General features: G+C 50.7%; 11 protein-coding genes and 1 pseudogene. 4 read left to right on the forward strand and 8 right to left on the reverse strand.

Annotation, left to right across the window (positions count from 1 at the left end; all coding sequences use genetic code 11):
* The 5 genes and pseudogenes from BLQ88_RS37080 to BLQ88_RS35280 form a co-directional block, all read right to left on the reverse strand.
* A pseudogene (locus BLQ88_RS37080) lies at positions 1-205 on the reverse strand (IS4 family transposase); the annotation flags it as partial.
* Positions 206-378: 173 nt separating this feature from the next.
* The gene (locus BLQ88_RS35265) at positions 379-603 is read right to left on the reverse strand and encodes a helix-turn-helix domain-containing protein (protein WP_090157723.1); all 225 of its coding nucleotides are present in this window, start codon (positions 601-603) and stop codon (positions 379-381) included.
* Positions 604-605: 2 nt separating this feature from the next.
* Positions 606-899, reverse strand: coding sequence for a type II toxin-antitoxin system HigB family toxin (locus BLQ88_RS35270; protein WP_090157724.1), 294 nt, complete (start codon positions 897-899; stop codon positions 606-608).
* A 101-nt stretch (positions 900-1,000) separates the two neighbouring features.
* On the reverse strand, positions 1,001-5,374 hold the full coding sequence (locus BLQ88_RS35275) for an efflux RND transporter permease subunit (RefSeq protein ID WP_090157725.1): 4,374 nt from the start codon (positions 5,372-5,374) through the stop codon (positions 1,001-1,003).
* 4 nt (positions 5,375-5,378) lie between these two features.
* Entirely contained in the window at positions 5,379-6,845 is a 1,467-nt protein-coding gene (locus BLQ88_RS35280; RefSeq protein WP_090157726.1) for a TolC family protein, read from the reverse strand.
* Positions 6,846-7,001: 156 nt separating this feature from the next.
* Between BLQ88_RS35280 and BLQ88_RS35285 the strand changes: the two genes are divergently transcribed.
* Both BLQ88_RS35285 and BLQ88_RS35290 read left to right on the forward strand, forming a co-directional pair.
* Entirely contained in the window at positions 7,002-7,679 is a 678-nt protein-coding gene (locus BLQ88_RS35285; RefSeq protein ID WP_090157727.1) for a response regulator transcription factor, read from the forward strand.
* Positions 7,676-8,935, forward strand: coding sequence for a sensor histidine kinase (locus BLQ88_RS35290; protein ID WP_090157728.1), 1,260 nt, complete (start codon positions 7,676-7,678; stop codon positions 8,933-8,935). Before BLQ88_RS35285 ends, BLQ88_RS35290 begins: the two co-directional genes overlap by 4 nt.
* On the opposite strand, the gene BLQ88_RS36605 is transcribed toward BLQ88_RS35290, so the two are convergent.
* A complete protein-coding gene (locus BLQ88_RS36605; RefSeq protein ID WP_143017010.1) occupies positions 8,925-9,119 on the reverse strand; it encodes a hypothetical protein in 195 nt (64 codons plus the stop codon). The two genes, BLQ88_RS35290 and BLQ88_RS36605, sit on opposite strands and share 11 nt — an antisense overlap.
* 10 nt (positions 9,120-9,129) lie before the next feature.
* Positions 9,130-10,599 carry a TlpA family protein disulfide reductase gene (locus tag BLQ88_RS35295; protein WP_090157746.1) on the reverse strand — a complete coding sequence of 490 codons (1,470 nt, stop codon included), beginning with the start codon at positions 10,597-10,599 and terminating at the stop codon, positions 9,130-9,132.
* A 187-nt stretch (positions 10,600-10,786) separates the two neighbouring features.
* Between BLQ88_RS35295 and BLQ88_RS35300 the strand changes: the two genes are divergently transcribed.
* Positions 10,787-13,738, forward strand: a complete 2,952-nt coding sequence (locus BLQ88_RS35300; protein WP_090157729.1) for an FAD-binding and (Fe-S)-binding domain-containing protein — start codon at positions 10,787-10,789, stop codon at positions 13,736-13,738.
* A gap of 3 nt (positions 13,739-13,741) precedes the next feature.
* Here the strand turns inward: BLQ88_RS35300 and BLQ88_RS35305 are convergent, their stop codons facing one another.
* Positions 13,742-14,002 (reverse strand): hypothetical protein, encoded by a 261-nt coding sequence (locus BLQ88_RS35305; protein ID WP_090157730.1) that lies wholly within the window; start codon positions 14,000-14,002, stop codon positions 13,742-13,744.
* 210 nt (positions 14,003-14,212) lie between these two features.
* On the opposite strand from BLQ88_RS35305, the gene BLQ88_RS35310 reads away from it, so the two are divergent.
* Positions 14,213-14,977: a hypothetical protein gene (locus BLQ88_RS35310; RefSeq protein ID WP_090157731.1), complete on the forward strand. Its 765-nt coding sequence runs from the start codon at positions 14,213-14,215 to the stop codon at positions 14,975-14,977.
* Positions 14,978-15,049: the final 72 nt, after the last annotated feature.

Consider the following 15,049-nt stretch of genomic DNA (forward strand, 5'->3'; position numbering starts at 1 on the left):
CATTGAAACTGTCTTCGAGCGTTCGTTGGCTAAGTCTGTCATTCTCTAAAATGCCATACATTAACAGGTAAAACATCTTTTTACCATGCAGGACTTTGGTGTAATGATCAACCCTGGTAGTTGCCGAAAGATGGGCGATAAGGGCTTCGGGAATGAAACCTAAAAGATGATTGATGTTAACCTTGTGATCTTTAAAAACGGGCATATCTTGCTGACTATCAATTACTAAAGATAATCAATTTGCCTCGTAAAACCAACAATAAATAACTAAAAATCAACTGATTAACCAATAAAAAACAGCCCCTATGAAACAAAAAAAGTCGGAAGAAAAATCTTCCGACCATGACTGGACGAGAGCCCGGCATTTTTTGTTGTGTTTCAATCTTCATTCATCCCCGTTTCTTCCATTCGAATCTTGCTGTATTCATCGGGATCAGGTTCATCGATCGGGTAATGTTCTTCCTCGTACTGGTTGATCAATAATGCGAGAACGTCCGCCTCCCTTGCCTCTGGGCTACCTGCGGGCGCGTCAAATAAGGCATCGATGCGTTTCAATGCTTCGTTATATTCCTCTTCGGTTTCGATCAATTTTACATCTACCATTGCTATATCGTTTTTGCGTCAATGCGGTCGTATTCAGCATGAGTGCCCAACCACTTGATCATGATCCTTTTGTGTTCAAAACTGATTCGCGTCACCATTCGGTAGTGGTTGCCTTTAATATTAAAAATAATCCTTTGATCGGCGATGATATCGGCGCTTCTGAAATCCGCTTTCACATCGTGAAAATCAGTCCACTGGACTTTCCTGACTGTTTTGAACCACGATGTCAGGTAAGCTTTCGCGTCAGGATGAATTTCGTAAAATTCTTTCAATTTTCTGAAACTGATCACATTCATAAAATAGTGTGCATTGATTTAAACAAAAATAAAGAGGGAAAGTTGTTGTAGCAGCAACTTTCCCTCTTCAATGAACAACCGGTTGATGTTACGGTTTTCTACTACAAATCCTCTCCATTCCGGTACTCCTCCGATGCCTTCTTCACAATCGCGTCACCGTCATGCAAATCACCGAAAACTTCCACCAGCGTATCGACGACTACGCCGCGCTTGACGGGTACCCATTCCGCTTTTTTGCCTTTGTCACGGATGACGAACACCTGCTCGCTGGAATTGACGACGGCGGTGGTGGGAACGAATAGGGTATTGCCGGTGCGCTCCGTGTTGAGCTGTACCTGGGCGTACATGCCTGCTTTCAGCTCGTTCGATCGGTTGTTGACGTCGAATTCAGTCATCATCGAGCGGTTTTCTTCGGCTAATGTACGGGAGCTGCGGGCGTACACGGCTTTGTACACTTTTTCAGGGCTTGCCGAAACAGTGAAACTCACTTCGCCCTTATTCGGGATGGCGCTCGACATGTTTTCGGGAATAGCGAGCGTCAGACGGAGTTTAGTATTGTCTTCCAAAATAAATAAAGGCTTTGCTCCGCCTTCACCAGGGCCTACTAATGCGCCGGGGCTGATATTTCTCTCCGTAATAATGCCGTCGAAAGGCGCGGTTACAGTGAGGTAGCGCGAAAGCTCGGTTTTGGTTTCCATGAAAGATTTTGCGGCTTGTACATTGCCTTGAGCGACGGCCATCGCGGAGCTGTCGGCAGCGGCTCGGGCCCGGGCAAGATCGAGTTCGTTGAGCGATACGGCTCCCTCGGTACGGTTGGTTTTTTGTAAACGACTGTAAGTCAATGCGCTGGCCTGGTAGCGAGTGGTGGTCTGCTGCAATGCTGCCTCTGCCGCAATCAACTGGGCCTTAGCCTGGGTTAACTCGGACATTACTTCCGGCGCCTCCAACACTGACAATACCTGACCTTTCCTGACCACGCTACCCCGGTCGACATTCACGGTTTTGACAAACCCTTTCACCTTCGGATGAATGCTGACCTTGTTCCACGGCTTTAATTCACCCGGTAATGCGATCTGCTTCGCCGGTTTCATGCTTTTGACGTAAGCGAGTTCGACGGCGGCTGGTTCTTTGGCGGCAGTTTCCGCGCCGGTTTTGGCTTCGTGACTTTCGCTTGTTTCGGCGGTGCTGCTGCATGCACTCATACCGGCCGCGACGGTGATCAGTATCAGAATGGATTTCAGGGTATTCATGGAAACGGATGTTTGGAGTTTTTTACGGAAGAAATTGCTTTCGGGATCTTCGGGATCGAGCGATACCGAGTTGACGGACGCTTTACGCTGCACCAATGTGAACACAGCAGGCAGAATGAGCAGGGAAGCCAGTGTAGAGGCAATCAGCCCACCGATTACAGCCTGGCCAAGTGGCGCGATCTGGTCGCCGCCTTCGCCAAGACCGGATGCCATCGGAATCATACCGGCGATCATCGCTATACTCGTCATAAGGATCGGGCGGATACGGCTGCCGGCTGCGAGTGTTACGGCTTTATGCGCGTCCTGTAATTGCAGGCGAAGGTTTTCGGCATTGGTTACCATCAAAATCGCATTCGCTACCGATACCCCGACGGACATGATCAGCCCCATATAGGATTGCAGGTTCAGCGTAGCGCCGGTCAGCAGCAGCAGGCCAATCGAGCCAACAACTACGGCTGGAATGGTCGAAAGTACCACGAGTGACAGCTTGAACGACTGATACGTAGCCGCCAGCAAAAGGAACATTATCACAACGGCGATCAGCAGACCGGTTTGCAAGCTGCTCAGTGTTTCGGTAAGCAGTTCGGTTTGTCCTTTCAGTTCCACAATAACCCCGCGCGGCGGCTCACCTGCATTCTTAATCGCTTTCTGAACTGCGGTAGTAGCGGCGCCGAGGTCTTTTTTGTGAATGTTGGCCGTGACGGTCACCAGGCGGTTGGGGCCAGCACGGTCGTATTCGCCGGGCGCTGTTTTTTCAGAGAATGTGGCCACGTCGGCGAGCAATGGGTTACTTACACCGGTTTTCAGCGGAATGGTACCGATGTCTTCGACGGAGGTCATCTGGTATTCCGGAATCTGAACCTGAACCTGGTAGGCAAGGCCTTTCGCATCGTCGAGCCAGAGATTTTTATCGGTAAAACGGCTCGATGACGTAGCCGCTACCATCGAGCGCGCCACTTGCGTGGAGGTAATGCCCAGTTGTCCTGCCCGCTCGCGGTCGATTTTTACGTCCAGGATCGGGTATTGCAACGGCTGGGCGATCTGCACATCGCGGAGGAATGCGATATGCTGCATTTCTTTCTGGATTTTGCGGGCAAATCTTCCGGCTTCTTCCACGTCTTTGGCAGCCACGCTTACCTCAATCGGTGTGGAAGCACCCTGGCTCATGATTTTATCCACCAGTTCAATGGGTTCAAATGAAATGGCCAGATTCGGGATCTCCTTCGCGATTCTTGCACGCAGCTTTTCTTTCAATGCATCCATTCTCACAGGAAACTCCTCTTTCAGCGAAACCTGCAAAACCGCCTCGTGCGGGCCGCTGTTGAACACGAAAATATTGGAAGTACCATAGCTGGAAGGCACAGTACCCACATAAGCCGAGGATATTTCGACGTGTTCTTTCCCTACTTCCGATTTAATCAGGTTCAAAACCTTTAATGTAGCCTCTTCCGTGCGCTCCACACGCGTACCGTCGGGTACCCGCATGCGCATCTGGAACTGGTGACTGTTTGCTTTCGGAAGAATGTCGGTACCGATGAGGAAGAACCCGCCGACGATCAATGCAATGCTGCCGACGAGGTATACCGGCACAATCAGCCGCTTGCCCATAATGCCGCCGAGTACATTCAGGTATTTCAGTTTGAATTTTTCAAAACCGGTTGGCGGGAGCGACGGGTGCGCGCCTTCCTCTATTACGTCGTGGATTTCCTGGCTATCCAATGCCAATGTGGGCGCCTCGTGGTGCGGATGGTCTTTCAAAAGCCAGTTCGCAAGGACGGGCACCAATGTCTGCGAAAGCAAAAACGAAGCGATCATCGCAAAACCGACAGCCAGCGAAAGTGGCAGAAACATTGATCTTGGAATACCACTCATGACAAACGACGGCGCGAACACGGCCAAAATCGCGAGCAGAATGAGGAACTCGGGGAATGCAATTTCTTTACATGCGTCCCAAATGGCCTGCTCCTTCGGTTTGCCCATTTCCTGGTGCTGGTGAATGTTTTCAATGGTCACCGTCGCCTGATCGACGAGTACGCCGATAGCCAGTGCGAGCCCGCTCAATGTCATGATATTGATGGTTTGTCCAAACAAATTCATCAATATCACCGCTGACAGAATGGAAATAGGAATAGTCACGATTACGATAATCACACTCCGCCAGTCTCTCAGGAAGAGCAACACCATCAAACCGGTAAGCAATGCACCGAGAATCCCCTCTGTGATAAGGCTTTTCAGCGAGTTGGTCACATATACCGACTGGTCGAACTCATAGGAAATCTTCACATCTTCCGGTACTGCATTGCGTAGTTGCGGCAATGCGGCGCGGATATTGTTCACCACGTCGAGCGTGGAAGCATCGGATTTTTTAACCACAGGAATATACACCGCGCGGCGGCCATTGATCAGCGCATAACTCACGGTTACGTCGGCGCCATCTTCCACCACCCCCACATCGCGGATGAACACGGTAGGGCCTGCACCGACGCGGATCGGGATATTCAAAAAGTCTTCGGGTTTCTTAATGAGCGAGTTGACGGGCGTCATCAATGTCTTGTCGCCCATGCGAATGTTACCCGCCGGGGAAGGCTGGTTGTTGGCAATAATGGATTTAATGACTTCTTCCGGCGTCAAATGGTAACTTCTGATGCGCTCCGGGTCGACGCGGACGACGATCGTGCGCTGGTTACCACCAAATGGCGGCGGGCTGGAAACGCCTTCGATACGGCTGAACATTGGCCGAACGCGCGACGAGGCGAAGTCCTGGATTTCGTTCAGCGACCGCGACGCGCTTTCGAACACCATCTGGCCGATCGGCACCGAACTGGCATCGAAGCGGACTACCTGCGGAGGCACGGTACCCTCGGGCATATACGCCTTCGCGCGGGAGACGTTGTTGGCAACCTCGGCAGCAGCCTGCGCCATATCGGTACCGGGATAGAACGAGAGTTTGATCAACGACAAACCCTGGATTGTTTTCACATCCACATCGCGGATACCCGACACGTACAGGAAGTGGTCCTGGTAGCGGGTGGCGATGAAACCGTCCATCTGGTCGGGTGCCATACCGCCGTATGGCTGCACCACGTAAATGGTCGGTAAATCAAGATTTGGGAAAATGTCGACGGGAATGCTCCGGATCGACAAAACCGAGAAGAATAAGATGCCGATCACGACCACCACAATGGAAATAGGCTGTCGGAGGGCAGTTCTGATGAGTTGATACATAATATTATTGGTTTATCTGGCTCAGGAAAATGTCGAGGTCGCCGGCGGCGGCGGCTTTCAGGAGCAGCGAGCGCCATGCATTGCCGTTGGTGACGAACTTGTCGATCTCGGCGCGGTTGAGTGCATTCACACTTTGGGCTAATGTAAAAAGGTCGGTCAAACCGCTCTGATAACGCGCTTCGGCCTGGTTGAATGCCGTGCGTGCGGCCGCCAGCTGCACGGGCGTGAGGCGTGCCTGCGCGAGCGAGAGCTGGAACTGTATTTCCGATTCGCGCGACTGGCGGTCGAGTTGCAGCTGCTGGGTTTGGTATAGTGACTTGAAACGCTCCACCTGGAATTGCTCGGCGTGATAGTCGTTTCTTACCTTAAAAATGTTGGTCAGGTTCCAGCGTGTGGACACGCCTACCAAGTAGTTATAAACCTGGTATTTAACCCCGCTACCGAAATCGGTGCGGAAGGAGTCGTCTTTGTTCAAAATCCCCGAACCGCGTCCCCAGCCAGCACCTACCAGCGACACCGAAGGCAAATAGGAACGCTTTACGGCCAGGCTGCGCGCCACAGAAGCGTCGATCTGTGTTTGTGAAAACCTTAATGCCGTGTTTTTAAGAAATGACCCGGTTTCGCCCGGCACAGCGGGAAGTTGAGAGTAGAAACTCATCGTATCCACCTGAATGCTGTCGTGCAATTCGCCAGTAAGCTCCGAAAACCGGAGCCGCTGTGCTTTTTCTGACCGTTGACTTTCAAGTAACAGCAATTGTGCTTTGGCATATTCCGCCGCAGCCAGCGAGCTGTCGACGCCCGGCCGCATTCCGGAGGTTACGGCGGCATCGGTAACGCGTTTGAAAACAGTAGCGCGTTCCAGGTTCTGCCGCTGTGCGTCGACGAGTTTTTGATTAATTAACAATAATAAATAGGCGTCGACGATTTTGACCTGGTGCTGAAAAAGCTCGTTCTCATAGTCGGCCTGGGTGCGGGCGAGGTCGGCTTTGGCGGCATTTACATTGGCATTTAATTTACCAAAATTGAAAACCTTCCAATCGACCATCGCCGTGGTGAAACTGCCGAATGTGGCGGTATAAATGTTTTCGGGACGGATACCACCGGATGGCGACAAGGCGCTACCCTCGTTGGGCAGGAATGCGCCGGCTACGCTGTTGCTCGTGCCGTAAGTGTATTGATCCTGTACGATGAATGCGGGCAAATAATCGGTTTTGACGGATTTAATGCGGCTTTCCGCACCACGTATTTCTGCTTGCTTGGCTTTCAGGAAGGGAAAATTACCTTTGCCTTGTTCCAATGCTTCGTGCAGTTTGATTTGCTGCGCATTCGCTTGCATACATGCGAGGACTGCGAAAAGCAATGCAAGCCAGCGGTTTTTAATGTCGAAAATCCGGTGCGTGAATCTTTCCGGAGAATGCGCGTTTCCCGGTGGAAAAAAGCGGGAAACCGAATGATACTGGGAGTGCTTCATAATTCGGGTTAAAGCGTTTTTTAGACGAAATTAGAGCCCAATTCTGGAAACATTTGGGAAACGCAAGTCTGCAATAGACTGTTTATTACCCGATTATCCTTCCTAAATGTTTCCAACTTCAGGGTGTATTTTTGTAAGGTATCTTTTGAAAGAGGAATGAAAATTTTAGTTGTCGAGGACGAAAAAGGGCTTGCAGAAAGTATCACCGACTACCTTTCCCGCGAGGGTTTCGTATGCGAGGTGGCCAACACGTTCTGGCAGGCCGACGAGAAGATCAGCCTGTATCAATACGATTGCACAATCGTGGACCTGACGTTGCCGGACGGCAACGGTTTCGACATTATCCAGACATTGAAAAAGATCGCCGCCGCGACGGGTATTATCATCATTTCGGCGCGCAACACATTGGAAGACAAGCTGAAAGGCCTGGAAATAGGCTCGGACGATTACATGACCAAGCCATTCCACCTCTCGGAACTGAATGCGCGGGTGAAGTCGCTGATCCGACGGAGGAATTTTGGAGGAAATAATGATATGACCTGGAAGGATATCCGGGTGAACCTGCCTGCACGAAAGGTTTTTATTAAAGACAATGAAACCACTTTGTCCAAAAAAGAATACGATTTGCTGCTCTATTTTCTTTCCAATATCGATGTCGCGCTGACGAAGGAGTCCATTGCCGAGCATCTTTGGGGCGATAACATGGATTCGGCGGATTCGCTGGATATGGTGTATTCGCATATCAAAAACCTTCGCCGGAAAATCGTGGAAAAAGGAGGAAAAGATTACATTCAATCGATTTACGGGATAGGTTACAAATTCACAGCACCTTGAAACTGCTCGAAAAAGCCAGCCGCATTTACCTGCTCGCCTCATTGCTGATTTACGCGGGGGTGGGGATTGCTTTTTACTGGATCATCAATTTTATGATCTACGACGAGGTGGAAAGCCGGCTGATGGTCGAAAAGCAGGATTTTGAAACCTATATCCGCGCCAACGACACGTGGTCCAACAACTCTTATTTTGTTGAGAATAAAATTGAAGTGGTGCCCGTTTTCGGCAAATTCGATAACCGGGCGGTATTTACGGACACGCTCATCAGCAACCGCTACGACGAAACAGCCGATCCATTTCGCCAGCTCACTTTCTACACATTGATCGGCGGCTCGCCCTACCGCGTCGCGATACGGAAGTCGATGATCGAATCCTACAAACTGATCGAGGCCATTTCAGCGGCGATGATCGCTTTTTTGGGTTTGTTGCTGGTGAGTACCTTTCTTTTTCACCGGATTTTGTCGGGTAAGCTCTGGAAACCTTTTTACGATTCGCTTGCCAGGATCAAGGATTTTGACTGGACGAAAAATAAGCCGCTCGAAACCGTTCGCAGCGAGATCACGGAGTTCAACGAGCTGGGCGATGTAATGGAGAAAATGGCTTCCAAAATGCAGCACGATTACCGGAGCCTGCGCGAGTTTACTGAAAACGCCTCTCATGAAATCCAGACGCCGCTCGCGCTTATCAATGCACGGGTGGAGCAGTTTATCCAGTCGAAGGATTTAGGAGAAAACCATACCTATTGGATCGAGGAGATTTACCATGCGGCACGGAGGATGTCGCGGCTTAATCAGGGGCTTTTATTGTTAGCCAAAATTGAAAACCAGCAGTTTACCGAACAGGAAGAGCTCGATCTATCGGAGCTTGCATTGAATAAACTGAAAGATTTTGAAGATATTTTGCAGCATAAGCAAATCACGCTCAGCCTGCATTCGACAGGCAGTTTTCGGAAAATCATGTCGCCGGCACTGGCGGATATCCTGCTCAATAATCTGATTAACAATGCAATCCGCCATAACTACAATGGTGGCGAGCTCCGGCTGGAATCCGGTATCGATTATGTGCAGGTAAGCAACACGGGTAACCCGTTGAAAAGCGATCCGGAGCGGTTGTTTGAACGATTTAAAAAAGAATCGACGGGCGCTGAATCGCTGGGGCTCGGGCTGGCGATTGTGAAGCAGATTTGTGATAACTGTGAGCTGCGGATTTCGTACCGGTATGAGGAGCCGATTCATACCATTAAAATTACAGGATAATGGTGCGAAGTGCATGATGATGCGAAGCTCCTGCTTTGATGGTGCGAAGCTCTGCTTCGCACACGCTATTCGGAGGCCTCTGGCCGACTTGTGCGATGTCGCGTTTCTGACCGGCCGGAGGCCTGCGAATAGTAGGCACGAAGCAGAGCTTCGCGCCAGCTTGTGCAGCAGAGCTTCGCGCCATTTTTGCGCTATTATTTAGCAACTTTCTGTAATTCAGCTTCCAACGTTTTATTGGCGGGAAATTCCTGGGGAATCCAGCGGTTCACGATCTTGCCTGCCCCGTCGATCACCAGGAACGGGTAGCGGATATCGATACCGTATTTCTCTTTCAAAACGTCGATATTCTCATCCGAAGCCCACAAATGCTTCGCAGTCGGGCGCGTTTTTACATACTGTTTCCAAGTCGAAAGCGGAATGCCCGTAGCCACGGAAACGTAGGTGAACGTTACTTTATCCGCATATTTATCTTCCAAAACCTTCAATCCCGGCTCGTGCTGGCCGATGCTGAACGAGAACACCATCAAAACCGGCTTGCCTTGCAATGATGAAACCGTTACAGCCGTACTGTCCGTATTGAGCAATGTAATGTCCGGAATAGCCGCGCCGGGTTGCAGTGACTCTTTGGTTTGGATCAGTTTCGAAATATATTCTGAGTAAGGCGACTGCGGAAATGTCGCTTTGTAATCCGCGAGCAGCGTTTTGGCCGTTTCGATGCCCGGGATGGCCGTTGCAGCGTAATTGAGCCAGTAAGTGGCTAGATACTCTTTTTGTTTGGGGTAATTGGCCAATTTTTCCTTGCTGAATGCGTACACATCCTTCAATGCATCGGGACTGATCTCGTAGCGCGTTTCCGATTCCAGCGGGAATTTGCGGGTGGAGGGGATTAGCGCCCAGTTGCGGAGCTCGTCGCGGTAAGCCTGGCTGAGTAATGCGTCGTCGGGCTGAATTTTGAAATCGGTTAATGTAAAATCTTCGAGTTCCTTCCGCTGCGTAGCATCGAGTTTGGCCACCCGGTTGCGGCGCATGATCTTTTCCTGGATGAGCTGGCGCGTGAGCGAGGGCTCGGTAGCCGTCGTCGCGAGCACATAAGCCTCGAATGCGGGCACTACCGGGTTGCCCATTTTGAATTTTTCAAAGGCGTCGAGCCGTACTTTTTTCAGGCTGTCGCTTTGCTGCACCACGCTTTTATTGTCGATTTGCGAGGGTTTGTAGCCGAATACCGGCAGGTACTGGTATTGGTTTTCGAGAAAATAGTTCTTCAAAAATGTTTGGTAACCCGCATTCTTGCCGGTGAAAGTCACATCCGCATTCTCGGCTACGTTGACAGTCAGGTCGTCGCCGGGTTGCAGGAAAAGCATCCACGTTTTGTTCACACCGCCGCCGCTATATTGCAGGCGCATCATTTTGGGTTCATTGAGCTGGATCACCGCTTTTTCGGTGGTTTTTTCTGCAAAGTTCACCGAGGCCACGGCGTCGAGCTTGGCGTCGGCAAGGCCTGTGCCCAGATTGGGGTGAAAATGTACATCTTCGAGCACCAGCGTAACGGTCACAGGAGCCTGTTTGGCCGCGGTGAGCGTGATATTGGCTGTGTTTTGCGCGTAAGCAACGCAGCTGAATGTAACCCAAAATAGTGTGAGGATCAGAAAGTTTATGTGTTTCATCGGTTCGAAAGGGAAAACTGTTTTTACCAAAACCAGGAGGTGTAAAAATTGTGCCAATATACGTAACTCATGCCGGTATCCGTTCCGGCGGCTTATTCAGCGTAGGCCGAGAATACATTAATGCAGTTTTTCAAAGCATTAATAGGCCGACTGCCGTAAATTCGCTCTTTGATTATCGATTATTTCCATGACCCGCGTTTCACAATTCCAGTTCAACACGCTCCGCGCCCGGTTCGAGGGGGAGTTGTATTTTGATAATTCCACTTTACACACTGCCCAGCGCTCTGTTTACGCAACGGACGCCTCTGTTTACCAGGAAATGCCGGTGGCGGTGGCTCTGCCGAAAACCGAGGACGATATCCGTGCACTGATCGAGTTCGCCAAGGCTAATCAGGTGACATTGATACCACGTGCCGCGGGAACCTCGCTGGCCGGGCAGGTAGTAGGGAAGGGTATCGTGGTCGATATTTCAAAGCATTTCCGGAAGATCATCGAGGTGAATGCATCTGAAAAATGGGTACGCGTGCAGCCGGGCGTCATCCGCGACGATCTGAACAAGCACCTGGCACCTTACGGACTGCTTTTCGGCCCCGAGACTTCGACGGCCAGCCGCGCGATGATCGGCGGGATGATCGGTAATAATTCCTGCGGACTGCATTCGATCACCTGGGGCGCCACGCGCGACCATCTGCTGGAAGTGAAAGTGCTGCTTTCCGACGGTTCCGAAGCCGTTTTCAGCGAACAATCCATCGCCGATTTTACAAAGGAAATCCGCGAAAAGCAGATCAAAGGTCAGCGTCTGCAATCCATTCTGGCTGGGATGTTTGGCCTGATATCCAATCCCATTGACCAGGATTTAATCAAAAAGCAGTTTCCTAAACCAACCGTCACCCGCCGTAACTCTGGTTACGCGCTGGATGCATTGGTGCGGAATTTTGAAAAAGGCAATATCAATCTCTGTAACCTTATCGCGGGTTCGGAAGGTACATTATGCTTTGTGACTGAAGCCAAAATCGCATTGGTAGATGCACCGCCCGCGGCTGTGGGTGTCGTGTGCGTACATACGAGCTCACTTGCGGAAGCATTGCACGCCAACCGCGTAGCCATGCAGCACGATCCGAAGGCTTCCGAGCTGGTCGACAAGTACATTATGGATTTTACCCAAAACCATAATGTGTATTCTCAAAACCGATTTTTCATGCAAGGCGACCCGGCGGCGATGCTGATGGTGGAATTCTGGGGCATTGCCAAAGAGGAGGTCGAGCAAAAAGCGGCTGCATTGATTACGCAATTGAAAACGGAAAACCTGGGATATGCCTATCCGCTGTTGTTTGGTGATGATGCCAACAAAGCCTGGGACATTCGCAAAGCCGGTTTGGGGCTGATCCGCAACTTGCCCGGTGACACCCAGCCGGTGAACCTGATCGAAGATTGTGCGGTGGCCGTGGAAGATTTGCCGGCTTATATTGAAGAATTGGAAGTTTTGCTGAAAAAGCACGGCCTGAGTGCCTCGTACTATGCTCACGCGGGTGCGGGCGAGCTGCACGTGGAACCGATGATTAACCTCAAAACCAGCGAAGGAAAGCAGCAATTCCGCGATGTGCTGGCCGATACGGCGGTGCTGGTAAAGAAATACAACGGCGCATTATCCGGCGAGCACGGCGACGGCCGTTTGCGTGGGGAGTTCATTCCATTTATGATGGGTGAGGAGGTATATGAAATGTTCCGGCAGGTAAAGCGGATCTGGGACCCTGATGGTGTTTTCAATGCGAACAAGATCGTGGACACCCCGCCGATGAACGAATTTCTGCGCTATGGACAGGACAAGCCCAATCCACAGATCAATACAGTCTTCGATTTTTCAAGACAAGAAGGAATTCTCCGCCTGGCCGAAAAATGCAGTGGATCAGGCGATTGCCGCAAAACCGAATTGACCGGCGGCACGATGTGCCCCAGCTACATGGCTACCCGCAGCGAGCGCGACACCACGCGGGCAAGGGCGAACATCCTCCGCCAATACCTGACGCCCGAAACCGCTCCCAATACCAGCCAGGAAATGGTAAAAGAAGTGCTCGATTTGTGCCTTTCCTGCAAAGGTTGCAAATCGGAATGTCCTTCGAGCGTGGATATTGGTAAAATGAAAGCCGAATTCACCCAGCAATATTATGAGACGCACGGCATACCGATGCGCAGCAAGCTGATTGCTAATTTTTCCAATCAAATGAAACTGGCCTCGATCGCTCCCTGGGCATTCAACGGCATATTCGGTACGCCCGCATTGCGGAAAATTGCCAACAAAATGGTGGGTTTCCATCCCGAACGCTCCATGCCCAAGCTGGATAGCGAGACGTTGAAAAGCTGGTGGGAGAGGCATCAGCGGACGAAGGCGCCCAGCGCGGCACACGCGCGGAAAGTGTATTTGTTCTGCGATGAGTTTACCAATTATAATGATGCGGAAGTCGGTAAAAAAGCCGTCCTACTGCTGGAAAAGCTGGGTTACGAAGTTATTATCCCTGAGCATGTGGAGTCGGGGCGGTCTTATTTATCCAAAGGCTTTGTAAAAGAAGCACAAAAACTGGCGGTACGGAATGTGGATTTATTAAAGGATAAAATCACTTACGACGCGCCGCTAGTGGGTATTGAGCCATCAGCAATTCTTTCGTTCCGGGATGAATATGTGGATTTGGTAGGGGAAGCACAAAGGGGCAATGCGCAGAAAATCGCGGAGCATGCATTGCTTTTCGAAGAGTTTATAGCCCGCGAAATCGATGCGAAGCGCATTCAGAAGAATGCATTTGTTGCTAAAAATCAACTTATCAAGCTGCACGGGCATTGTCACCAGAAAGCGCTTTCGACTTTAACTGCCTCTAAAAAAGCATTGCAATTGCCTGAAAACTATCAGGTACAGCTCATCCCATCGGGTTGTTGCGGAATGGCGGGGTCGTTCGGGTATGAGGAAGAGCATTACGAAGTATCGATGCAGATCGGGGAACTGGTGTTGTTCCCAACTGTCCGTCAGCAGCCCGAGGATGTGATCATCGCGGCTGCCGGGACGAGTTGTCGCCATCAGATCAAGGATGGTACCGGACGCAAAGCGATGCATCCGGTGGAGATTTTATATGATGCGTTGATCAAATAATCCCTATTCGGTGCCGCGGACGTGTTGGTAAACCGTGTCGGCGCGCAATGTAGTACCTGCCGTATCGGAAGCGATGCTATCGACCGCAGTCGTGCCCTGGTCGGCCGGGTTATCTGCCGGGCCCGAAAGATTTCTGTCGTGGTTAAAGAAGCCGCCAAACCAGGCGATCAGCGAAAGAACGATACCGACGCCGACGATCCACTTCCAGACGTTCTTCACGTTCTTGGTGGCTCTTGCTTCCTTATCTGTTTCCTGCCTGTTCATGGGTTGAATGATTTAGTTTGCAACAAACATTACCATTTCCATACCAGCGTCGTTTCAGCCGTTTTTTTAAGAATTATATAACATTGTGTTGATAAAATTTCCCCAAACTAAGTAGTGAAGCGAAAATGTAATAAATCGGGGACGTTTCATGTTACCTTAGCTGGAAATTTCGTTTGAACTACTAGTTCTTCTCACAAACCAGCCATATTCATGAAAATCAGCCAGCGTTTCCCTATCCTCTTTTTTGCACTTTTCCTATTTACGCAAGTGGGCGCCAACGCACAGAACGATAACCGATCTTTCTTTTCGGTGACAGCCGGATACAGCTTGCCGGTAGGAGAGCTGGCAAGGGAAAAGCTGAACGACCCGTTTGCAGGTCTGACAGGCTCAGGATATTATGGCCAGATCAACTACGATTTCCGCATTGCGCGTTGGTTCGGATTGAAGTTTTCAGGAAGTATAAACAAGAACACGACGCGCCCTCAGCCCATCGTAGATATCGCTGACCTGCGGGTGGAAGAACTCAAAGGAATTATCAACGAAACCACTTCGCATACGTGGGACACGCGCGTATCCCGCTGGAAGTTCAATGCGATCATGGCCGGACCGGCTATCTTCCTTAATTTCGGCAGGGTGCAGCTGGAAGGCCACATTCAGGGTGGTTATGTGCAGGTTACTTCGCCCACTGTTGATATGACGGGCACATTCCAATCCGGTGAAAATCAGATACTCGTGCATTTGAGCCCTGCTTCCACGAGCGGTTTCGGTGCGGGTGCCGGGGCCAGTTTGCGTTTGCCGATCGCCGGCCCGTTGTACTTCCATTTATCGGGCGATTTCCTCGCTACCGAAGCCGAGTTGGAGAATGTAGCGGTGAAGGTGCGCGTCGGCAATATCCCGGAAGTAGGCATTCCCATCAACGAAAAGCGGTTTGTAGGGGTTGCAAATATCGGTGCCGGATTGGGGATTTCGTTTTAAGCGGCGTTTGAATTGCTATATTTGCAGTCTGTTCAAAATGAGCGGCCCTTGCCGTTCACATTCGCATATTTC

Source organism: Dyadobacter soli, from assembly GCF_900101885.1.
GTDB classification, from domain to species: domain Bacteria; phylum Bacteroidota; class Bacteroidia; order Cytophagales; family Spirosomataceae; genus Dyadobacter; species Dyadobacter soli.

Coding starts and splice junctions, on each gene's coding strand:
- BLQ88_RS35265 (WP_090157723.1), bottom strand. CDS start 603: ATGGTAGATGTAAAATTGATCGAAACCGAAGAGGAATATAACGAAGCA.
- BLQ88_RS35270 (WP_090157724.1), bottom strand. CDS start 899: ATGAATGTGATCAGTTTCAGAAAATTGAAAGAATTTTACGAAATTCAT.
- BLQ88_RS35275 (WP_090157725.1), bottom strand. CDS start 5,374: ATGTATCAACTCATCAGAACTGCCCTCCGACAGCCTATTTCCATTGTG.
- BLQ88_RS35280 (WP_090157726.1), bottom strand. CDS start 6,845: ATGAAGCACTCCCAGTATCATTCGGTTTCCCGCTTTTTTCCACCGGGA.
- BLQ88_RS35285 (WP_090157727.1), top strand. CDS start 7,002: ATGAAAATTTTAGTTGTCGAGGACGAAAAAGGGCTTGCAGAAAGTATC.
- BLQ88_RS36605 (WP_143017010.1), bottom strand. CDS start 9,119: ATGGCGCGAAGCTCTGCTGCACAAGCTGGCGCGAAGCTCTGCTTCGTG.
- BLQ88_RS35295 (WP_090157746.1), bottom strand. CDS start 10,599: ATGAAACACATAAACTTTCTGATCCTCACACTATTTTGGGTTACATTC.
- BLQ88_RS35300 (WP_090157729.1), top strand. CDS start 10,787: ATGACCCGCGTTTCACAATTCCAGTTCAACACGCTCCGCGCCCGGTTC.
- BLQ88_RS35305 (WP_090157730.1), bottom strand. CDS start 14,002: ATGAACAGGCAGGAAACAGATAAGGAAGCAAGAGCCACCAAGAACGTG.
- BLQ88_RS35310 (WP_090157731.1), top strand. CDS start 14,213: ATGAAAATCAGCCAGCGTTTCCCTATCCTCTTTTTTGCACTTTTCCTA.